General features: G+C 65.0%; 19 protein-coding genes. 6 read left to right on the forward strand and 13 right to left on the reverse strand.

The features are described from left to right. Both NZL82_RS09965 and NZL82_RS09970 read left to right on the forward strand, forming a co-directional pair. Window positions 1-216: hypothetical protein (locus NZL82_RS09965; protein ID WP_261269611.1), on the forward strand; the 216-nt coding region annotated here is incomplete at its 5' end. Between the two features lie 37 nt (window positions 217-253). Further along, a complete protein-coding gene (locus NZL82_RS09970; RefSeq protein WP_261269612.1) occupies window positions 254-721 on the forward strand; it encodes a helix-turn-helix domain-containing protein in 468 nt (155 codons plus the stop codon). Window positions 722-737: 16 nt separating this feature from the next. Here the strand turns inward: NZL82_RS09970 and ribB are convergent, their stop codons facing one another. The 10 genes from ribB to NZL82_RS10020 all read right to left on the reverse strand — a co-directional run bounded on the left by ribB (window position 738) and on the right by NZL82_RS10020 (window position 12,612). Beyond that, complete coding sequence (ribB, locus tag NZL82_RS09975; protein ID WP_261269810.1) at window positions 738-1,841, reverse strand: 3,4-dihydroxy-2-butanone-4-phosphate synthase; 1,104 nt, start codon at window positions 1,839-1,841, stop codon at window positions 738-740. Further along, entirely contained in the window at window positions 1,838-2,776 is a 939-nt protein-coding gene (locus NZL82_RS09980) for a fumarylacetoacetate hydrolase family protein (RefSeq protein WP_261269613.1), read from the reverse strand. The genes ribB and NZL82_RS09980 overlap by 4 nt, the downstream gene beginning before the upstream one ends. 5 nt (window positions 2,777-2,781) lie before the next feature. Further along, complete coding sequence (locus NZL82_RS09985; protein WP_261269614.1) at window positions 2,782-3,576, reverse strand: cyclase family protein; 795 nt, start codon at window positions 3,574-3,576, stop codon at window positions 2,782-2,784. Further along, entirely contained in the window at window positions 3,573-4,730 is a 1,158-nt protein-coding gene (locus NZL82_RS09990) for a S9 family peptidase (RefSeq protein ID WP_261269615.1), read from the reverse strand. The genes NZL82_RS09985 and NZL82_RS09990 overlap by 4 nt, the downstream gene beginning before the upstream one ends. Before the next feature lie 5 nt (window positions 4,731-4,735). Then, window positions 4,736-5,638, reverse strand: coding sequence for a VOC family protein (locus NZL82_RS09995; RefSeq protein WP_261269616.1), 903 nt, complete (start codon window positions 5,636-5,638; stop codon window positions 4,736-4,738). 63 nt (window positions 5,639-5,701) lie between these two features. Then, window positions 5,702-8,017, reverse strand: a complete 2,316-nt coding sequence (locus NZL82_RS10000) for a TonB-dependent receptor (RefSeq protein WP_261269617.1) — start codon at window positions 8,015-8,017, stop codon at window positions 5,702-5,704. Between the two features lie 126 nt (window positions 8,018-8,143). Next, window positions 8,144-8,596: a nuclear transport factor 2 family protein gene (locus NZL82_RS10005; RefSeq protein ID WP_261269618.1), complete on the reverse strand. Its 453-nt coding sequence runs from the start codon at window positions 8,594-8,596 to the stop codon at window positions 8,144-8,146. After that, a complete protein-coding gene (locus NZL82_RS10010; RefSeq protein ID WP_261269619.1) occupies window positions 8,593-10,941 on the reverse strand; it encodes a glycoside hydrolase family 3 protein in 2,349 nt (782 codons plus the stop codon). The genes NZL82_RS10005 and NZL82_RS10010 overlap by 4 nt, the downstream gene beginning before the upstream one ends. Then, entirely contained in the window at window positions 10,938-11,504 is a 567-nt protein-coding gene (locus NZL82_RS10015; RefSeq protein ID WP_261269620.1) for an NADPH-dependent FMN reductase, read from the reverse strand. Before NZL82_RS10015 ends, NZL82_RS10010 begins: the two co-directional genes overlap by 4 nt. A gap of 4 nt (window positions 11,505-11,508) precedes the next feature. After that, on the reverse strand, window positions 11,509-12,612 hold the full coding sequence (locus NZL82_RS10020; RefSeq protein ID WP_261269621.1) for an LLM class flavin-dependent oxidoreductase: 1,104 nt from the start codon (window positions 12,610-12,612) through the stop codon (window positions 11,509-11,511). Between the two features lie 129 nt (window positions 12,613-12,741). Here NZL82_RS10020 and NZL82_RS10025 point away from each other — a divergent pair, with 129 nt between their 5' ends. From NZL82_RS10025 to NZL82_RS10035, 3 genes are all read left to right on the forward strand, one after another. Then, complete coding sequence (locus NZL82_RS10025; protein ID WP_261269622.1) at window positions 12,742-13,410, forward strand: TetR/AcrR family transcriptional regulator; 669 nt, start codon at window positions 12,742-12,744, stop codon at window positions 13,408-13,410. A gap of 91 nt (window positions 13,411-13,501) precedes the next feature. Continuing rightward, window positions 13,502-14,131 (forward strand): gluconate 2-dehydrogenase subunit 3 family protein, encoded by a 630-nt coding sequence (locus NZL82_RS10030; RefSeq protein ID WP_261269623.1) that lies wholly within the window; start codon window positions 13,502-13,504, stop codon window positions 14,129-14,131. Further along, complete coding sequence (locus NZL82_RS10035; protein ID WP_261269624.1) at window positions 14,131-15,828, forward strand: GMC oxidoreductase; 1,698 nt, start codon at window positions 14,131-14,133, stop codon at window positions 15,826-15,828. Before NZL82_RS10030 ends, NZL82_RS10035 begins: the two co-directional genes overlap by 1 nt. A 70-nt stretch (window positions 15,829-15,898) precedes the next feature. Here NZL82_RS10035 and NZL82_RS10040 read toward each other — a convergent pair whose 3' ends face one another. The 3 genes from NZL82_RS10040 to NZL82_RS10050 are packed head-to-tail and all read right to left on the reverse strand — an operon-like array spanning window position 15,899 to window position 18,548. Continuing rightward, a complete protein-coding gene (locus tag NZL82_RS10040) occupies window positions 15,899-16,273 on the reverse strand; it encodes a DUF6379 domain-containing protein (protein WP_261269625.1) in 375 nt (124 codons plus the stop codon). Window positions 16,274-16,285: 12 nt separating this feature from the next. Then, on the reverse strand, window positions 16,286-17,290 hold the full coding sequence (locus NZL82_RS10045) for a sugar phosphate isomerase/epimerase (protein ID WP_261269626.1): 1,005 nt from the start codon (window positions 17,288-17,290) through the stop codon (window positions 16,286-16,288). 31 nt (window positions 17,291-17,321) lie between these two features. After that, entirely contained in the window at window positions 17,322-18,548 is a 1,227-nt protein-coding gene (locus NZL82_RS10050; RefSeq protein ID WP_261269627.1) for an MFS transporter, read from the reverse strand. 113 nt (window positions 18,549-18,661) lie between these two features. On the opposite strand from NZL82_RS10050, the gene NZL82_RS10055 reads away from it, so the two are divergent. Beyond that, window positions 18,662-20,074 carry an MFS transporter gene (locus NZL82_RS10055; RefSeq protein ID WP_261269628.1) on the forward strand — a complete coding sequence of 471 codons (1,413 nt, stop codon included), beginning with the start codon at window positions 18,662-18,664 and terminating at the stop codon, window positions 20,072-20,074. The last annotated feature ends 10 nt before the right edge of the window (window positions 20,075-20,084 follow it).

Genomic DNA, 20,084 nt, shown 5'->3' on the forward strand with positions numbered 1-20,084 from the left:
GGGCATGGCCGCCCTTGCCACACCAATGATCGAGGAGGCACAGCCGCTACAGATTACACCCAAGGCCGCCTGAAAATGCAGCCCAGTGGCCACACCCGATTTTACACCACATTGACGGACGCGACCCTCGATGGCATCGAACCTCTGCTGCTTGCCCGGCTGGAGTGTGGACCGTGGATTGTGGAACCCAACGCAGACCGGATGCAGTTCCCCTAGCCGACCGGGCGGTCAGCAATGGTGGGAGCTGGCGAACATGACGACGATCCGCGCCGGGATTGCGACCATGATGCGGGAGCTGGGTTGGTCCGCACCGGGACATGGCGCGGCGATCGATGCCGCACTGCTGACAATCCTGGTCGAGACACTGCGCGCCTTGGACGCGATGCAGGGCGGCGCGCGGTCTGTGCCGCGCCATCCTCACAGCCTCGTTGCCCGCCTCCGCGCGCGGATCGACGAGCGTTTTCGGCTGCGCGAACCGGTCGCGGACTATGCCGACGCACTGGGGACCAGCGAAAGCCGCCTGCGTGTCGCCTGTGCCCGGATCGCGGCTCTACCGCCCACCGCGATGCTGGACCAGCGCGCCATGCTCGATGCCAAGCGGGCGCTCCTCTACACCAATTTGTCGGTAGCGGAGGTGGGCTATTCGATCGGCTTTTCCGACCCGGCCTATTTCACGCGCTTCTTTACCTGCCATGCGGGCGTATCGCCAAATGGGCAATAGCTGATCCGCGATGCGATCAGATCGCGCGCTCACCCGCCACGCGCAACCCATAGCCCTCCAGCCCGACCAGCGTGTGGCGGCTGTTGGTCAACAGGATCATCTCCTCGACGCCCAATTCATTCAGGATCATCGCGCCCACACCATAGTCGCGCAGCTCCTCCATATCGGGCACCGCTGCACCGGCACGGGCATGGATCGCCAGCGTCAGGCCATCGGGGCGCGGGCGGTTGATGACCACGACGATCCCGCGTCCCTCCTGGCCAATCGCTTCCATCGACCGGCGAAGCAGACCGCTGCGCGCACCCGCCTCACCGAACAGGTCGACAAAGGGCGACAGAGCATGCATCCGCACCAGCGTCGGCCGCGTCGGATCGACCTTCCCCTTGACCAGCGCGACCTGCTCGCTGCCGGTCGCGCGATTCCAAAAGGTCATGGCCCGCCATTGTCCGCCCCATTCGCTGTCGAACACCGTTTCCGCGCGCTTTTCGACCAGATGATCGTGACGGCGACGATAGGCGATCAGGTCTCGGATCGTCCCGATCTTCAATCCATGGAATTGCGCGAAGGTAACGAGCCGGTCGAGCCGCGCCATCGTCCCGTCCTCGTCCATGATCTCGCAGATCACGCCGGAGGGATTGAGCCCGGCGAGCCGCGCGACATCGACCGCCGCCTCGGTATGCCCGGCGCGGACCAACACGCCGCCGTCGCGCGCCACCAGCGGGAAGACGTGACCCGGGCTCACGATCGCGTCCGCGCCCTGGGCCGCGTCGATCGCAACCGCGATGGTGCGGGCGCGGTCGGCGGCGGAAATGCCGGTGGTCACGCCATCGCGTGCTTCGATCGAGATGGTAAAGGCTGTCTCGTGCCGCGTCCCGTTGGTGCGCGTCATCAGGTCCAGCCCGAGCTGTTCGACCCGTGCACGCGCCATCGCGAGGCAGATCAGACCGCGCCCATGCCGCGCCATGAAGTTGATGGCATCGGGGGTGGCCATCTGGGCAGGGACGACCAGATCGCCCTCATTCTCGCGATCCTCATCGTCGACCAGGATGAACATGCGCCCGTTACGCGCTTCGTCGATGATCTCCTCGGGGGTGGAAAGAAAGGCGTGGCCGCCGGTCATGCGCGGACCACGCACTGGTCGATGGAGCCGAACAGCGGCCCCGCCCGCATCGTCACCCGATCGCCGAAGGACAGGAAAGGCGTACGCGGCGTACCGCCCTCGATCATCTCAATCGCCCGGCGCTCGGACAGGCAAGTGGAGCCGACCCGCGCATGATCGACATTCGACACGGTGCCCGAACCGATGATCGTCCCCGCGGGCAGGTCGCGGGTCCGTGCGGCGTGTGCGATCAGTTCGTGGAAGCCATAGGCCATTTCGTCACCCACCGGATTTCCGAACCACGCACCGTTGATCTCGACCGTCAGCGGCAGGCAGACGCGACCGTCGCGCCAGTCATCGCCAAGTGCCTCGGGCGTGACCGCAAACGGCGCGACCGAACAGGCGGGCTTCGCCTGGACCCAGCCGAAGCCGGTCTTCATCTCGATCGGGGCGATCGCGCGCAACGACCAATCGTTGAGCAGGAGGACCAATCGGACATGGCCAAGCGCCGCCTCCGGTGTGCACCCCATCGGCACATCGCCCGTCACCACCGCGAACTCACCCTCGAAATCAATGCCGTCGGCCTCGCTGGGGAGCGGCACGTCCTGCGTCGCCGCGAGGAAGCGGTGCGACATGCCCTGATACATCAGCGGCTTGTCGGTCTCGATCGGCGGCAGGTTGAATGCCTTCTGCATCAACGCGCCGTGCGTCGGGAAGGCCGAGCCGTCGAGCCACTGCCAGGCGCGCGGTAACGGAGCCAGTAACGCGGTCCCGTCCAGCGCCTCCCCCTCCGCATCGACCCGCCCGGCCAGTGCGCGCAGAGCGGGTTCGACGCGCGTCCAATCGTCCAGCGCCGCCTGCATCGATAGGCCCGTATGCAGACAGTGGCGGCCGTCGGTCGAGACCACGACCAACGCTCCGTCCCGGCTGCCATCGTCTCGGGTCGCAAGCCGCATCGCGATCAATCCTCGAAGATGGCGACGGCGCGGCACCAGCCCGCCGAGCCGCCCTTCACCTTCACCGGCAGGCAGGAGACGGTGAAACCGGTGGACGGAAGCTCGGCCAGCCGGGTCAGCTTTTCCATGTGGCAATAGCCGATCTCTCGCCCGGCCTTGTGCCCTTCCCAGACCAGCGAATAATCACCGGTCTGGGCAACGCGCGCGGCGGTGTGGCTGAACGGCGCGTCCCAGCTCCAGGCGTCGGTGCCGGTCACGCGCACACCGCGCTCGGTCAGATACATGGTTGCTTCATAGCCCATGCCGCACCCGCGTCCGAGAAAATCGGGCTGGCCCAGCGCCGCGCCTGCGCCGGTGTTGACCAGCACGATGTCGAGCGGTCGTAGCTCGTGGCCGATCCGTGCCAGTTCCGCTTCGACCTCGGCCGCCGTCACGACATGGCCATCGGGCAGGTGTCGGAAATCGAGTTTCACGCCCGGCTGGACGCACCATTCCAGCGGAACCTCGTCGATGGTGAGCGCACGCCTGCCGCCATCCGCCAGCGCCTCGTCCATCGTGGGATGGTAATGCCAGGGCGCATCGAGATGCGTGCCGTTATGCGTGCTGAGCGTCAGCATCTCGGACGCGGCAAAGCCCTCGCCACCCGCCATCGCCTCGGCGGTGATGCCGGGGAAGAACATCGCGGCCTCCGCCACCGTCTCGCGGTGCGTCTGGCGGGTGATGCTGGGCCGCATGAAGGGTGGATCAGTGATGACCTCGGGGTCGATCGCGATCGACAGGTCGACGATGCGGCGCGTCATGCCGTGTGCCCTCCCAATGTCTCGGCGAACCAGTCGGAAATCAGGTCGCGGCCATAGGCCATGTTGTCAGCTCCGACATGCTCGACACCGCCTTCACGCGCCGTGAAGACGACCTTCTCGCGGCGGGGCGAATTCACCAGCTGATCGTAAAGGTCGTCGGCATATTGCACGCTGATCTGGCGGTCGTTTGCGCCGTGGGTGACGAGGAACGGCACCTTGATCCGATCCATATGGCCGTTGAGGTTCATCGCCTCCGACTTGGCGAGAAAATCTTCCTGATCCTTGGCGCCAAACGCCCAGTGGACATGCGCCCAGTAATGCGGAACGGGGTTTTCGCCCTCGCGCGCCATGCGCCTGTCCTGCACCTCGCGCCAATTGTGGTTCGCCCCCCACACCGCGCCGCTGGCGAAGCGGGGCTCATAGGCGACCGCGCGGGGGGCGAAGTGTCCGCCCAGCGAAATGCCGGTCATGCCGATCCGCTTGGGATCGACATCGGGCTGCCGTTCCAGCCAATCGACCGCCGCGCTGGCCCAGTTTTCGCTATGTGGGTCGACCGGGAGGTCCTGAAGCCGCAATGCCTCGCCGGAGCCTGGCTGGTCGAGGCACAGGGTCGAAATGCCGCGCCGCGCCAGTTCCTGCGGTAGCCGCGTCCAGTAGAGCAATTCCTTGCAGCTATCGAGACCGTTGCAGAACACGACCACGGGCTTGCGGCCGTCACCGGACGCGCGGGTATAGAGCGCGGGCATGGTACCGACCGTCAACGGGATTTCCACACGCTGCCGGTTGAGTTGACCCAACACCGTAGAACGATCGAAGGCATTGCGCGCCCGTGCAAAGGTTTCGCGGCGGCCCGGATGGCCATGGCCCTGCATTCGCTCGGCGGTGATGAGGTACAGGCTGGCCCGCTCCAGCTTGTTGGAGGCGGAGAAGCCCCGCCCCTTCGCCTCATCTTCGGCCGCAAGCGCGATCAGCTTGTCGCCCATCGCGGCCCAGGCCTTCATGAACATCGGCGTGCCGGCGTCCGCGCCGCTGGCCGCCGCGTCCTTGATCGGCTGGCACATGTCGATGATCTCGCCGAGCTGCGCGCCCGACTCCATCGCGATCGCGACCGACAGATTCCAGATATAGTTGGGAAAGGGTTCGTAGAGCGCCATCGGGCCTACACCAAGACCGGCTGGAACAGCCCGGCATCGGGCTTGGGATGCGGCATGGTCTGCGGACCGCCGACACCGATGCCCCATTGGTCCATCGTGCCGGGGCCGGGGACATGCACCTGATGCTCGTGGGTCTCGAAATCGACATGCTCCAGCTCGGAGGTATATTCGACCGCGAAACCGTTGGGCGTCGTGAAATAGCTGAAGGTATTGTTGCCCGCCGTATGGCGACCCGGCCCCCAGCGAATGTCCGTCCCCGCCTGCTTCAGGCGCCGGATGCCCGCCATCATGTCGTCGACTGTCAGCATGTCATAGGCGACATGATTGAGGCAGGGCGGCCCCGGCAGGATCGCGAGACGATGATGGGCCGAGTTGCAGCGCAGGAAGCACATGAAATCGCCCAGCCAATCCGATACGCGGAAGCCCAGCACGTCGGTGAAGAAGGCCACCATCGCCCGGTGATCGGGCGAGTGGAGCACGATATGGCTGATCTTCTGCGGAATGCCTTCCCAGCGGCTGAGCACACGTGGTGTGCGGCGCTCGACATCCGACGAAATCTCGAAGGGCAGACCGTCGGGCGAGAAGAAGCGGAAGCCATAGCCACCGCCCATCGTCGTCAGGTCGCGCGGGGCGAAGATGATCCGGCAACCCGCGTCCACGACCTTGTCATGCAACGCATCGACATCGGCGCGGGTGTCGGCGGCCAGCGCGATGACGTCGATACGGTTAGCATCATCCTGCCGCAGGCGAACGACATAGGCCTCGTCATGCCCTTCGGCGGCGAAGTGATACAGGCCGTCCTGCTCGCCCGCCTCCACCAGTTTCCAGTCGTCGCGATAAAAGGCGCGCTCGGCATCAAGGTCGGCGACGCCGTAGCCGACGTAACGGATCTCGGTCACTCTTGCCATGTCATGCTCCAGGGGTGAGGCATTCCCCGGCGGTGGCCACCCGCCCCGCCGGGGAAAGGGTCGTCAGAAGCGGAATGAGCCCTGCACGCCGTAGGTGCGCGGCTGGCCGAAATTCCAGTTGTAGATGTTGATGCCGCCGCCGGTGAACCCGGCATAGGTCTTCACCCGATTGTCCTCCAGATTGCGGACATAGCCCTGGATGCTGAACCGGTTGTTCGGCATGTTGAGTTCCAGGCTGAGATCGGTGGTGGTGAACGCGTCCACTTCGTCGCCCTTGTAGTTGAAGGCGGTGAGGAAGTAGCGCGACTTGAACCGGCTGAAGCCGTTGGCGACCAGCTTGTAGCCGTCACCCAGCTCGATCGTCTTGGTATAGTTGATACCGATCGTCCATTTCGGGGCCTGCGGGGCGACATTGCCCGCCAGATCCAGCGTCAGGCGCGCGACAGTGGACGCCGGGTTGGCCAGCGTGGGCGCCGGAATGCCAGCGAACTGCTGCAACCGTGCATCGATATAGTTGACGATCAGGCTGACCCGGTCGTTCGGCGACAGGCGAACGGCGGTGTCGGTTTCGATACCCCAGACCCGGCTCTTGCCCGCGTTGAAGGTGCGCGCGCCGACCGTGGTGTCGATATACACCTGAACCTGCTGGTCCTTATAGTCGTAATAGAAGGCGCTGGCGTTGAATTCGAGCTGGTTGCCCATGAAGCGGTTCTTCGAGCCGATCTCATAGGCGGTCAGATTTTCCGCATTGAACGACCCGACCAGATCAAAGCCGCCGCTTTTGTATCCGGTGCTGACCTTCGCGTAGAGCAGGTTGTCGCGGGCGGGCTTGTATTCGACACCCGCCGTCCAGGTGATCTTGTCTTCCTTATAGGTCGGATAGCGGATCAACGCCCCCGCCCCGCTGCCGTCGGCGGGCGGCCGTGCCATGGTCGGCGAGCGATAGAAGCCGTAATTGATGTACTTCGCGTCCTTCTTGTCATCCGTATAGCGAATGCCGCCGGTGAAGCTCAGCGTGTCGGGCACGACCCAATAGGTCGCCTGGGCAAAGGCCGACTTGGAGTCCGAGGTGACGTAGGGGCGATAGAAGAAATTGGCGAAGGCACTTGCCGTAGTCAAATAAAGACCACGCGCGATGATCTGGTTTTCGTGGAAATAGAAGCCACCGACCTGCCAGACAAACTGGCCCTGCGTACCGCCGTTCAGACGGACCTCATGGCTCTGCGTGCGCGTGTCGTAGCGGTCGTTATAGAAAGTGAACAGCTCCGGCAGATAGCCGTTTTGCGGGATGACGGCCTGGTTGTCGACATGCCGGTAACCGCCGATGTAGCTGAGCGTCGCACCGCCGAAATCATAGGAGATGCGACCGCGCACCGCATATTGCTGGCTCTTGAAGCTGCCCATCCGGCCGAGGGGGAAGTTGGCGGGATCGAAGCCCTGCGGCACGTCCACGAACGACGGGACCTGACGCTGGGCCAGCGTGGGATAGGTCGTGGGCGAGGCCACGGACGCAGGCAGTTCCGTTACCCCGGGGGTCGTCCCGCTGACGGGCAGCCCATATTGCATCGGCCCGGTCTGGTCGATGTCGACATATTCGCCCGCGAGATAGACCTCGAGCGCACCGGGAGCGAACAATATGCTGCCGCGAACCGCATCGACATTGGCATCGTCGCCGCGCCCCGCCGGGCCGTTGTTGACATAGCCGTCATGCTGATTGTGCAGCCCGGCCACGCGGATCGCCAGCTTGTCACCGATCGGCACATTGACCGCGCCCGTCGCGTAGATCGCGTTGTAATTGCCATAGCCCGCCGTCGCCGAGCCCTCGAAGCTCTGGAGCACCGGCTTGGCCGCGACGATGTTGAGCGCACCCGCCGTCGAGTTGCGACCGAACAGCGTCCCCTGCGGCCCGCGCAGGACTTCGATCCGTTCCAGGTCGAAGAAGTTGGCGTTCAGGCCGACCGGGCGATTGATATACTCGCCGTCGATCGAAACGGTCAGCGCCGGATCGGCGCTTTCCGAAATATCCTGGCTGGATACGCCCCGGATCGCGATCTTCGTGAAGACCGAGTCCGGAGTGATGCCCAGATCCGGGGCGAGACGCTGAAGCCCGCTGACGTCGGTCACCTGCGCCTTGGTCAGGTCTGCACCACCGATCGCGCGGATGGCGATCGGCGTATCCTGCAACCGGGTTTCGACCTTGGTCGCGGTGACGATGATGTCTTCGGAATTCATCGTATCGTAGGACGCCGCCGTCGTCGTCTTGTTGGCCGACGTCTGGGGCGTGGCACCCGCCGGATCGGCGACCTGGGCAAAGGCCGGGTTGGCCACCCACATGGCGGTGGTGGTGAGCGCCGTGGTTGCGACGCGACGGAACCTCATCATACGATCCCCTCTCCTTTGATCGGAGGCGTACCCGCCTCTCGTTTAGAACTAGAATGATTGTTCTGTTTATTGTTCAAGTCAAGCGCTGATATACAGCCCCGCCCGATTATTTTGCGCGGTCGTTCAGAACATCGGATGCGGATTGCGCGAGGTCGTCGGCATGGGCTGGATGACGTCCCAATGCTCGACGATCTTGCCGTCCTTCAGGCGATAGATGTCCGCGACCGCGCCGCCGGCGGAGGCCGGATCGGTGCGGCCATGGAGGTGAATGACCGCCATGTCGCCGTCGACGATGATCCGTTTCACATCGAACCGGGCGCCCGGCGTCGCGAATTTGGGGGCGAGCGCGGCGACCGCCGCCTCCCGTCCATCGGCCAGCCCCGGATTATGCTGGATATAGTCGGGCACCACGTAGCGCTCGAACGCCCCCGCCACATCGCGGCGGGTATAGAAGCGATCGGCGAAGTCGGTGATGATCGCGCGGTTGCGCTCGGTCAGCGTCGCGCCTGATCCGGCGATCGCAGCGGGAGCCAGGAACGGCGCCGTCAGGACAAATGCATGGAACAACGCCTTCATAACGTCACCTCAACGGTGAAGGGCAGATCGTCGCTTGCCCGACCGACGGCCAACACCGCACGATCGACCGCAACGCGCCAACCATGATCCCCCCAGATGCGGAACAGACGGGGCTCCGGAGTCACCCGAACGGTCGCGGTTTCTCCCGCCGCCAGCGTGACCTTGGCGAATCCGACCAGCGCGAATTCGGGGGCGTGACGATAGAGCTGCACGACGTCGCTTCCGGCGCGATCGCCGACATTGCGCAATCGGACCAGAACATCACCCCCGTCGGCGTCGACACCCAACCATTCGAACCGCGTATAACCCTGCCCTGCCCCAAAGGCGTAGAGCGGCGTCGTTCCCCGCGCTTTCAGACCCCGATAGCCGATCAGCACACCATCGTCATAAGCTAGGTCCCCCTGCCCGTCCGGCTGGAGGGACAAGGCGGGATAGTCCGCCTCCCGCCGTGCCAATGTGACTGGCAGACGGCCTCCCGGTTCCACATCGCCCGCCAGGACCGCCGCGAGCGCGGGGCCGAACCCCTCGCCGGGATACCAAGCGGATATCAGCGCGGATGCCTGGTCGCTCCACGTCGCATCGAAAGCATGGCCGATATTGGCGATGATCGCGGTGTTTGGGTTCGCGGCGCAGATCGCGTCGATCAGCGTGCGCTGCTCCGGCGCGATCGCCGTATCAGGCCGATCCTTGCTCTCGACGCTGGAGTCGGACGTTTCGCCGATCATCAGGATCACCGCATCGGCGCCGGTCGCGGCTTCGACCGCGCGCGCCAGCATCGCCTCCGCACTGTCCGGGCCGCGAATACCGTACCAGAGGCCATGCACGCGGGCGCCGTCATAGTGGAATTCGACCTCCACCAGCACGCGTTGCCCGGCGGTGAGCATCAGCTCGGCGCTGTCGGCATCGCCCCGCTTGAGCGATCCCATGACGTCGGAGGCCGCCATCCGCTCGGGCTGGTCGATCAGCGGCTGGCCATCGACTTTCAATCTGACCGCGCCGGTCGCGCCCACATAAAAGCGGTGGGCGCCATCCGCAGAGGCCGTAAACCAACCGCTGGCGCGGATCGCAGCCGAACGGTCGAACACCCCCTGATCATGGACGCCGACGAACCAGACGAGCGAGTTGGTATCGCGCACTTCCTGCCCCATGGGCTGGCCGGACAGATCGCCATCGGCGAAATATTCGACCGTCATGCCCGGCCCCTCGCCCCGCACCGGCGCGACCGGCATGGCGGGCAGCCGCGGTTGCGGGTCGACGCCGGGTTCGTAGACGATGTCCGCGGTCCCGGCATATCGCGCCATGATCGCCTCCAGGGGGCGAGCCGCATCGGGCGAGAGCGCGATCTTGGCAAAGGTACCGCCCTGGTAGCAGGGCGCGGCAGCATTCGGGCCGATCACCGCGATCCGGCGATGCCTGCCCGGCGTCATCGGCAACAAATCCCCCTCGTTGCGCAGCAGCACCATACCGGCCGCCGCCGCCTCGACCAGCAAGGCATCGGCATCCTCCTCGGGCGCCGATTTCGGACCGGACCAGCGGCGGGCCGCTCGGGCCACCCGCTCGGCAGCATCGGCCACCCGCTCGGCCGCGACCTCGCCCGCCTCGACCGCCGCGACGGCCTTGGCACCGACGAAGCGTGCTGGCCCCGGCATCTCGAGGTCGAGCCCGCCGTTCAGGCTGCCCGCCGTCGAATGCGTTCCGAACCAGTCGCTGATGAACGGGCCCTCGAAACCCCATTCGCGCTTCACGATGGTCGAGATATGGCCGTGCTCGGCGCACCAGTCGCCATTGACCCGGTTATAGGCGGTCAGCATCGCCCCCGCCCCGGCTGCCGCGCAAAGCTCGAAGGGCAGCAGATAGATTTCGCGCAGAGTCCGCTCGTCCACCACCGCGTTCATGCGGTCGCGGTCGGTCTCGCTGTCGTTGCAGACCAGATGCTTGACGCAGGCGCCGACGCCGGTCGACTGAAGCCCCCGCGTCCATGCTGCTCCGGCCAGGCCGGTCAGCAGCGGGTCTTCGGAAAAATACTCGAATGCCCGCCCGGCGAGCGGGCTGCGCGCCATGTTGACGTTGGGCGCCAGGACGAGGTCGACACCCATGCGGATCGCCTCGCCACCGACCAGCGCCGCGACCCGCGCGATCAGCGCGACATCGAAGCTGGCGCCGAGTGCCGTTGCGCAGGGCGACAGACGCGCGACGTCGCGTTCGTCGACCTTGCCGCTCGCGATGCCCATCGGCCCATCGCTCATGTGCAGCGACGGGATACCCGCCTCCGGGATCGCGACCGATCGCCACATGGCCGCTCCGGCGGTCAGGCTGGCCTGCTGCGCGAGCGTCAGCGCGCTCATGCGACCGGCTCCAGCCGGAAGGCCATGATCTGCCGCGCCTGGGTCGCGATCTGCCCCGCCACGCCATCATCGACGATCGCGCCGTCCGCGCCGAACGGCTTCTGCGCGATCGAGTTGATCGCGATCCCCGCCGGGGTCGGCCAGCCGCGCATGGCATGGACGATCCCGCGCAGCGCCGCCAGCGTGACGCCGCCCGCCTGCCATCCCGCCGCCGAGACGATCAGCCCCACCGGCATGCCATCGAAATAGACCCGCTCGTCCCCGCGCAGATCCTCGAGCAGGTCGATGGCGTTCTTCACGACGCCCGATACGCCGCCATGATAGCCGGGCGTCCCGATAACCAGACCATCCGCTTCGCGCAGCGCGGCGACGAAGGCCTCCTGTTCGGCGGTACGCTCGGGACGCTCCGGGTTGAAGTGCGGCAGTGCCGCCAGCGCCGGACCGTCGAACATGGTGGTCTTCGCCCGCATGCGCTCGCACTCGGCCAAAACCGAGCGGACCAGCATCTCGCTCGACGAACGGGGTCGGAAGGTGCCGCCGATCCCCACGATATGCCGTGCCATCGGCTCAGGCCTTCTTGAACGCGGGCATGACCTTTTCGGACAGCAGCCGCAGCGTCTGGTCGCCCAGCCGCAGCCGTTCGTCGGTCAATGGACCGGTCGTCGTTCCGCACAGGATGTTGCCGATGCCCAGTTCCTCATAGGGCTTGAGATGTTCGATCACCGTCTCGGGCGAGCCGTACAGGCACCAGGTGCCGATCCAGTCCTCGGTCAGCGCGTTGGGCGTACGGTCGGTCTTCTTGTTGGCGTCGTTCGATTCGGCGCGGGCATTGAATTCGGCCTCGCGTTCGATCGCGTCCTGATAGGCGCGCAGGATGGTCATCATCTCGTCGCGCGCCTGTTCGTCGCTGTCGGCCAGATGAACCAGCTGATAGGTATGGGTCGTCCAGTCCAGCGCACGGGCGATCTTCTCCGCACTGTGCCCGGCCTCGTCCAGCAAGGCGCGATAGATGCCGAAATATTTGGCGACGTGCTTCATCGGCTCGGTCCCGCCGATCTGCGGCGGGGTGAAGGCCGGGATGAAGGCGGGCCAGGCGTTCTCCGCGGCGCGGCGGGCGCTCGACTCCTTCATCGCCACCGGCATCAACCGGGCATGGCCCTCGCTATAGGGCGCCGGTGCGATCCGTTGCAGCACCCGGCCCTGGTGCGGGCCGTTGTCGATCTCGACCGCCGGATCGTCCATCGTCTTGGCCCAAAGCTGTTCGGCCAGGGCAAGGTTCTTTTCCGAAATGGCGCCCGCATCGCGGTAATCGACGCCGAAGCCGATCATCTCCTCGGGCGTGGTGCCCGAGCCGACACCGACCAGCAGCTTGCCGTCGGTCAGCTGGTCGAGAATGTTGATCCGCTCGACGAAGCGCACCGGGTGATGCAGCGGCACCGACGTCACCGAAAAGCCGAAATGCATGTGCGGGAATTTCGCCGCCAGATAGGATGCGAACATATAGCTGTCGCTGGCGATCGGCATATAGCCGTTGAAATGGTGATCCGGCATGAAAAGCGCGTCGAAACCGAGCGCGGCGGCCCGCTCGGCATGGCAGGTCAGACCGTGGATCAGCGCGCGATCCTCGTCAGGCGCCATGGACCGTGCGTTGAGAAATACCGAGAAACGCATCAAACCTCTCCCTTTTTATCATGCCCGCCGTGGTCCGGCGCGTTGCCGCATTGATGCGGTTCGTCTAAAATAAAATTAGAACTGCAATTCTGATATGACGGTCCCCCACGGGCTGTCAATGGGGTGTTGATGGATATCGAGACGATCTTGGCGAAGGCGCGCGCGCCACAGCAGGGCCGCAGCAAGGCGAGTTTCGAGCGGATGCTGGCCACCGCCGAGGAATTGATGACGCAGCGCGGTTCGGACGAATTCACGCTGAACGAGGTCGCCAAGCACGGCAAAGTGTCGATCGGTTCGATCTATTGCCGCTTCGACAGCAAGGACGACCTTGTCCATGTCGTGCAGCTGCGGGTGCTGGAACGGGTGGACGCCGACATGCTGGCCGTGATCGCCGATCTGGCTGCGCGCGGCGGCGGCCTGATCGACATGGTGCACGATCTGGTCGAATCGGTGGCCGAAGTGCTGCGACGCTATGCCGACCTGATGCGCCCGCTGATGCTCCGCGCGAGCGCCGATCCGGTGATCGCCGCCATCGGCAAGCGCAGCTATGGCCGCACCAGCGAGGCGGTGATCGCCACATTGCTCAGCAATCGCGACTCGATCCGCCATCCCGATCCCGAGCATGCCGCCGATGCGGGTTTCCGTATCCTCTACGCCTCGATCGCGCGCTATCTGGGCTTCGGCTCGTCGATCGACGCGGCGGGCGAAGGCGACTGGACCGAATTGAAGGCGGATCTGGCCGACATGCTCGCCGCCTATCTTTCGACCAGCCCCAAGGCGCGCCCCACCCGCGCTTAGCGCTTGCACCGTCTTCCAAATCGCCTTACTAGAATGACAGTTCTAATTATAGCCGCTGGCAAAAGCGGCGTAGGCGAGGATGAGGCACGGCATGGCCGATACGGGCTTGGCTCGGCGCGAGCTATTGGGAGGGGCGGCGCTGTTCGCGATGGCGGTGGGCGTTCCCGTCGCCGCCGTCCGCTGGACCGACACTGCAGAGGTCGTCACCGACCGGCAACGTGCGCTTCTGCGCGACGTCGCCCAGCGTGTCCTGCCCCGAACCACCACCCCCGGCGCGGGCGAGATCGGCGCGCATGACTTCGTCATTCTCGCGCTTGCCCATGGGCTGGACGGCACCCGCGCTCCGGCCGCCGGAGCGGCCCTGCCCGCGACGATCACCCGCCATCAACGCCGCAATGGGACGCTCGACTATCTCGACTGGCTGGAATGGCAGCTCGACGCCGCGACGCATGGCGATTACCTGGCCGTCCCCCCGGCCGGGCGGGAGGCAGCGGTCGCGGCGATCGACAAGGCCGCCTTTGCCGATGCTGGACCCGACGCGGTCGAATCGCCCTGGCGCAAGCTGAAGGGCCTGATCCTCACCGCCTATTACACCTCCGAGGTCGGCGGCTCACGCGAGTTGCAATATGAGCTCGTTCCCGGTCGGTGGGACGCCGACATCCCCTATATCCCCGGAAACCGCGCCTGGTCGAGCGACTGGACCGCAGTGGAGTTCAGCTGATGGCGCAACAACCCGTTTTCGACGCCATCGTGGTGGGCTCGGGCATTACCGGCGGTCTGGCGGCCAAGGAACTGACCGAAGCCGGGCTGAAGGTCCTGATGATCGAGCGTGGGCCGATGATCGAACATGGCAGCGGCTACACGCGCGAGACGCTGGCACCCTGGGATCTGGAATTTCGCGGGGTCGGCGACGCCGAACTCTATGGCAAGGACTATGCCGTCCAGCGCAAGAACCGGCACTTTACCGAGTTCACGCAGGACCATTTCGTCAACGACCGCGAGAACCCCTACACCACCGAAGGCGAAACCGAATTCAACTGGTGGCGCAGCTACCAGCTGGGCGGGCGGTCGCTGACCTGGGGACGGCAATGCTATCGCTGGTCGGATTATGATTTCGACGCCAATCGCCGCGACGGGCATGGCACCGACTGGCCGATCCGCTACGCCGATCTAGCACCCTGGTACGACAAGGTTGAGGAGTTTATCGGCGTCGCGGGCATGGCGGAGGGCCTGCCCCAGCTTCCCGATGGACGCTTTCAGCCGCCCATGGCGCTGAATGCCGTCGAGCAACACACGCGCGAGGTGATCGGCCGCCAATGGCCCGGCCGGCGCCTGACGATCGGACGCAACGCCAATCTTACCGAGGCCAAGCCCGACCAGGGGCGCGCGGCGTGTCAGTATCGCTCGATATGCGCACGCGGCTGTTCCTATGGCGCCTATTTCTCGACGCAGAGTTCGACGCTGCCCGCCGCGCAAAAGACCGGCAATCTGACGCTCGTCACCGACGCGGTGGTCGAGGCGATCGAGCAGGACCCGGCGACCGGCCGCGCCACCGGCGTGCGCTTCATCAACACCAAAGACGGCACGCGACAGCGCGCTCACGCCCGGATCGTGTTCCTGAACGCCGGGTCGTTCAACAGCGTCGGCGTGCTGCTTCGTTCGGCGAACGAAGCCAATCCCCACGGCCTTGCCAATTCCAGCGGCGTGCTAGGCACCCACATCATGGACCATGCCCAGACGGTCGCCGGGATCGCGGTCATGCCGGGGTTCGAGCAGCATACCTATTTCGGCAATCGCCCGACCGGTGTGGTCATCCCGCGCTTCCGCAACCTGGATACGATCGACGGCAAAGGGCATACGCGCGGCTTCTCCTATCAGGGCGGCGCATTCCGCGCAGCCTGGACGGGTGGCAAGCGCGCGCCCGGCGTGGGCAAAGACTATAAGGACAGCCTGCGTGAGCCCGGCATGTGGCGCATGGTGCTGGTCGCCTTTGCCGACTCCATGCCGCGTCCCAGCAACCGCATCACACTCGACCCGACCGTCAAGGACGCCGCGGGCCTCCCCGCCCTGCGCATCAACTTCTCACACGGGGCGCAGGAACATGCCGCACTCGCCGATGCCAAGGCGGAAGCCGCCGCGATGCTGACCGCCGCCGGGGGCCATGTCATCATGGGTATGGACACGCCCAATCCAGGGGGCTCGGCCATTCACGAGATGGGCGGCGCGCGCATGGGGCATGATCCCCGGACAAGCGTGCTCAACAAGTGGAGCCAGGCGCATGACGTGCCCAACCTGTTCGTCACCGATGGCGCGCAGATGTCGTCCTCGGCCTGCCAGAATCCGTCGCTGACCTATATGGCGCTGACCGCGCGGGCCTGCGCGAACGCCGTGTCGATGCTGAAGGAAGGCGCGATCTAAACGACACATAAGAAAAGGGGCGGCCTTCCGATCGGAAGGCCGCCCCTTTATTATTCACCGAAGCCGCCGATCAGCGCAGCATCAGCGTCTTGCTATCCTTGGTCGTCGGCACGAACGGCAGATAGGAGATGCGCATCGTCTCGGCCAGTTCGATCCGGTGCTCGCCCGGCGCCAGCCCCCCTGCCCGCTTCACGCCCACCAGCGCCTTCTCGCCGAAATTCCAGCGGTCGCTATATTCGGTTTCCATCTCGTCCAGCGTCCAAGTGCGCCCACGCAGCGACACGGTGATGTCCTCGCGCCGGACTGGTTCGCCATCGACGCTGACCGCCACATTCTCGATCATCGACAGGCCCAGGCCCCGATAATAGGGCAACCGCGCCTCAATGGTGAAACCGGTGTCGGTCGCCTTCAGGCTGTCTTCCACGATCATCTTGTTGTCGAACATCGGTCAAGTCCTTCAGGCGGCGATGGTGGTGTTGGCGGGCACGTCGATGAGTTGCTTCAGCATGTCCTGATGGCGGCGGACCTGTTCGACCGAGTCGACCTCATGCGCGTCCTCAATCCAGCGATTGCCCTCATATTCCGAGCAGATATAGCCGTCGTAATTCCCCTGCTTCAGGACTTGGACGATCTCGTCATAGGGGATGCTGGGTTCGACCAGATTCTCATCCATCTGGTAGAATTTGCCGTGCACATTGTGGATGCGGTGCATGTAATCGAGCATCCGCTTCGGCTCGAACGCGGCATTGTGGCGCAGCGTCTCGGCCATCGCGATCGCCGGGCCGACCCCGCCCATCTCGCGCACGTTCAGGATGACATATTCGCTGAGAACCCGGTCCTCATAGGCCTTGATGATATAGTCGGCGATGTTCTGGGGCACGCCGTTGCGGATGAAGCGCTCCTTCCACACCGGCGGAAACTGGAACAGGAACATGCCCATGTCGGGCAGGAAGCCCAGCGCATCGCTGCCCGACTTTTCAAAGGCTTCGGCATGGCGGACGATCCAGGGATGGTCGAAGTGCAGCGGGGCATGCACCTCGATCAGGATCTTGATCCCCTTTTCCTCGGCATAAGGCGCGGCGGCGACCAGCACCTCAGGTGCAATCGCCACCAGCGCGCGGACATATTTCACGCCGAGCCTTGCGGCGAATTCGATATCATTGCGCACGCTCGCAACCTGCTCGGCGAACGGCATTTCGCGGCCCTTGTAGCGTTTATAGTCGAGCATGAAGTCATGGCAGACCGGCACCGCGTCATATTTATTGATCAGGTGATGCCACTCGGCGATCTTCTCGTCCGCGACGCCAGCTTCGGGCCAGCCCCAGAAGGTCTGTTCGCCGATGACCTCGATCCCGTCGGCGCCGAAGCCGACAGTGGTGCGGATGCAGTCCTCCAGCGACATTTTGCCGAGGAAGGTTTCGTTCTGATAGCTGTAGAGGCTGACGCCCCGCTTGATCGTCATGTCATATCGTCCTGAATGGTAGGAATGGGGATCAGACAGCGGCGGCAATGGCCGGCGTACCGCCGCCACGACGGGCTGACGCGATAAGGAAGGCCGTGACCGCGCCGACGACCCCGGCGGCACCCATGATCAGGAATGCCGCCTGCATCGTCCCCGCCTGGGTTCGGAACATCGAGACCAGGAACGGGCTGGAGAACTGGCCGAAGAAGAAACACGCGGTCCACACGCCCATGCCGCGACCGCGATGCTCGAAGGGCAGCTTGGACTGCGCCCATGCGATTAGGGTCGGCACCGCCATGCCCGCACCGGTCTGCTGCACCACCAGGCCCGCAATCATCCAGCGCCAGTCCGGCGCCAGACCGATCGTCGCCAACCCACCGCCGATCAACGACAGGAAGATGCCGAGTTGCACCACCGGGCGTGCCCGACCCGTCACCCAAAAGATCGCAGAGCCCAGCATCACGAACAGGCTGGGAATGAAGGTCAGCTTGCTGAGGTCCTGCGACGACTGGATACCGACTTCGCGGAACGCCATGCCGCCATTGATGATGAAGACATAGTAGAGGGCAGAGGCGAACAGGGTCACGCCGCCGATCATGGCGACCGACGCCATCGGGAACGGCGTACGCGCGGGCGCCTGACCGATGCCCAGCATCTTGCGCGCCGTCGCATCGCTCTGCGGCTCGTAGAGAAACTTCACCGCCGCGATGAAGATCGGGAAGGCGACCAGATAGATCAGGAAGATGCCGTTCCAGCGCAGGCCGGTCAGGAAGCCCGAAGCCAAAATAACCCCGCTGGCCAGGAACGGCCCAGCCAGCCCCTGCATGGTCAGCCAGTTGCGCCGCCCCTTCTCGTCCCAATAATCCCCGATCAGCGTGTTGAGCGTGGTCAGGATCACCGCCTCCGACACGCCCAGCAACAGCCGCGAGGCGTAGATGCCGTTCAGACTGTCGAGGAAAAAGGGTGCCGCGCCGAACAGCGCGTAGAGCAGGGTCGCGGCCAGCATCAATTTGCGCCGTCCGAAGCGATCGACGAGAATTCCTGCGAACAGCGCGACCACAGCAATCGTCAGGCCTGGCGCCGATACCATGGCGGGCACCTTCCACGACGCGGACGGGTCGGCCGAGAAATGGTCGATGATGGACGGCACCGCCGGAAACAGCGACGCGATGGCCAGAATCGGCAAAAAGCCGGCGGTGATGACGGTGATACCCTGACCTATACCGGGTCGGCGTGCCTCGGGGTCTTCCGGCGTCATGACCATCGGCTTCTCTCCCAATCGATTCGCCGCTCTTACGGCTTAATTAGAACTTGCATTCTGATACGTGGTATCGCCATGACGTGCCACTCTGTCAAGCAAGGATCATCACGGTGGCGACACGCGCGGTTTCGGATCGGTTGAGCGAGCGACAAAGGACGCTGGCGTTCGCGACGGTGCTGCTCGCCTTCGTCATGGACGTGGCGGATTCGACGATCGTCAACACCGCACTGCCCGCAATCCAGCAGGGATTGGGGGCGTCGGACCGCGCGATGCAATGGGTCGTGTCGGGCTATTTCCTGACCTTCGCCGTGCTGCTGGTCGTGGGCGGTCGGTTGGGTGATCTGTTCGGCTATGCGCGGATGTTCGCAATCGGGGTGGCGGGTTTTTCCATCGCGTCGCTGGGGTGCGGACTGGCGCAGGATGCGACGACGCTTGCCGTCGCGCGGCTGTCGCAGGGAGCGGCCGCCGCGATCATGGCACCGCAGGGCGTGGCGCTGATCCAGCTTTTATATTCACCCAGCGAACGGATCGGCCGACTGGCCGCCTTTGGCGTGGTCGGCGGGCTGGCAGCGATCGGCGGCCCGGTGCTTGGCGGCTTGTTGATTGAGCTCAACCCGTTCGATCTGGGCTGGCGCAGTGTCTTCCTGATCAATCTGCCCTTCGGCGCACTGGCGCTGATTGCCGGGCTGACGTTGCTGCCACCGGGACGCTCGGGCCATGCGCTGCGTGTCGACGGGCCGGGATCGCTGTTGCTGTTCCTCGCGCTCGGCACGCTGCTGCTCCCCCTGATCGAGGGGCGGAGCGCCGGGTGGCCGTGGTGGACGGCGGCATTGGTCCTGACGAGTGCTGGCCTATGGTGGTGGTTCTGGCGTTATGAAGGCGCACGCCGGTCCCGACTGGGGTCGGCGCTGATCGAACCGTCGCTGTTCCATGACCGCAGTTTTCGGGTCGGACTGGCCTCAACGGGAGCCTTCGCGATCGCCTCGGGCGGCTTCCTGCTGACCTTCAGCCTGACGCTGCAACAGGGGCTGGGCTACAGCCCGGTCGATGTCGCGCTGCTCCACATACCCTTTGGCATGGGGGTCATGGCGGGCATCAGTCAGATCGGGCGCAAGGCCCTGCCCGTCCATGGACGTCGTGTGCCGATAACGGGAGCGATCCTGATGGCGCTCGCCTGTTCGGCGACCGGGGTCGCCGTGCACATCGCCCTTCCGAGCGTGGTCATCGGCGCGTTGCTGCTATTTGCGGGTGTCGGCATGGGGACACTCAGCGGTCCACTGGGGCCGATCACCCTGTCACGCGTCGATCGCAACCATGCGGGTGTCGCGGGAGCCATGCACAAGACGATGCAACAGATCGGCGGCGCCATGGGCACGGCCCTGATCGCCACCATCTATTTCTCGATGACGGGCGATCATCGGCCGCCCGTAACCGCCTTCCTGATCGCGACATTGGTGGTGGCGGCGGATCTGCTGGCCATCGCTTTGCTGCTGACCCGCCTGCCGGAGCGACTATTCGATTGAGGGGGGCAGT

Source organism: Sphingomonas sp. LC-1 (assembly GCF_025371035.1).
Classification (GTDB): Bacteria; Pseudomonadota; Alphaproteobacteria; order Sphingomonadales; family Sphingomonadaceae; genus Sphingomonas; species Sphingomonas sanguinis_E.

Bases quoted from the DNA above. Each gene is read 5' to 3' on its own strand.
- ribB (WP_261269810.1), bottom strand. From the start codon at position 1,841: ATGACCGGCGGCCACGCCTTTCTTTCCACCCCCGAGGAGATCATCGAC.
- NZL82_RS09985 (WP_261269614.1), bottom strand. From the start codon at position 3,576: ATGACGCGCCGCATCGTCGACCTGTCGATCGCGATCGACCCCGAGGTC.
- NZL82_RS10040 (WP_261269625.1), bottom strand. From the start codon at position 16,273: ATGTTCGACAACAAGATGATCGTGGAAGACAGCCTGAAGGCGACCGAC.
- NZL82_RS09990 (WP_261269615.1), bottom strand. From the start codon at position 4,730: ATGGCGCTCTACGAACCCTTTCCCAACTATATCTGGAATCTGTCGGTC.
- NZL82_RS10045 (WP_261269626.1), bottom strand. From the start codon at position 17,290: ATGACGATCAAGCGGGGCGTCAGCCTCTACAGCTATCAGAACGAAACC.
- NZL82_RS10030 (WP_261269623.1), top strand. From the start codon at position 13,502: ATGGCCGATACGGGCTTGGCTCGGCGCGAGCTATTGGGAGGGGCGGCG.
- NZL82_RS10000 (WP_261269617.1), bottom strand. From the start codon at position 8,017: ATGAGGTTCCGTCGCGTCGCAACCACGGCGCTCACCACCACCGCCATG.
- NZL82_RS10025 (WP_261269622.1), top strand. From the start codon at position 12,742: ATGGATATCGAGACGATCTTGGCGAAGGCGCGCGCGCCACAGCAGGGC.
- NZL82_RS10010 (WP_261269619.1), bottom strand. From the start codon at position 10,941: ATGAGCGCGCTGACGCTCGCGCAGCAGGCCAGCCTGACCGCCGGAGCG.
- NZL82_RS09980 (WP_261269613.1), bottom strand. From the start codon at position 2,776: ATGCGGCTTGCGACCCGAGACGATGGCAGCCGGGACGGAGCGTTGGTC.
- NZL82_RS10015 (WP_261269620.1), bottom strand. From the start codon at position 11,504: ATGGCACGGCATATCGTGGGGATCGGCGGCACCTTCCGACCCCGTTCG.
- NZL82_RS10005 (WP_261269618.1), bottom strand. From the start codon at position 8,596: ATGAAGGCGTTGTTCCATGCATTTGTCCTGACGGCGCCGTTCCTGGCT.
- NZL82_RS10020 (WP_261269621.1), bottom strand. From the start codon at position 12,612: ATGCGTTTCTCGGTATTTCTCAACGCACGGTCCATGGCGCCTGACGAG.
- NZL82_RS09970 (WP_261269612.1), top strand. From the start codon at position 254: ATGACGACGATCCGCGCCGGGATTGCGACCATGATGCGGGAGCTGGGT.
- NZL82_RS09995 (WP_261269616.1), bottom strand. From the start codon at position 5,638: ATGGCAAGAGTGACCGAGATCCGTTACGTCGGCTACGGCGTCGCCGAC.
- NZL82_RS10035 (WP_261269624.1), top strand. From the start codon at position 14,131: ATGGCGCAACAACCCGTTTTCGACGCCATCGTGGTGGGCTCGGGCATT.
- NZL82_RS10050 (WP_261269627.1), bottom strand. From the start codon at position 18,548: ATGACGCCGGAAGACCCCGAGGCACGCCGACCCGGTATAGGTCAGGGT.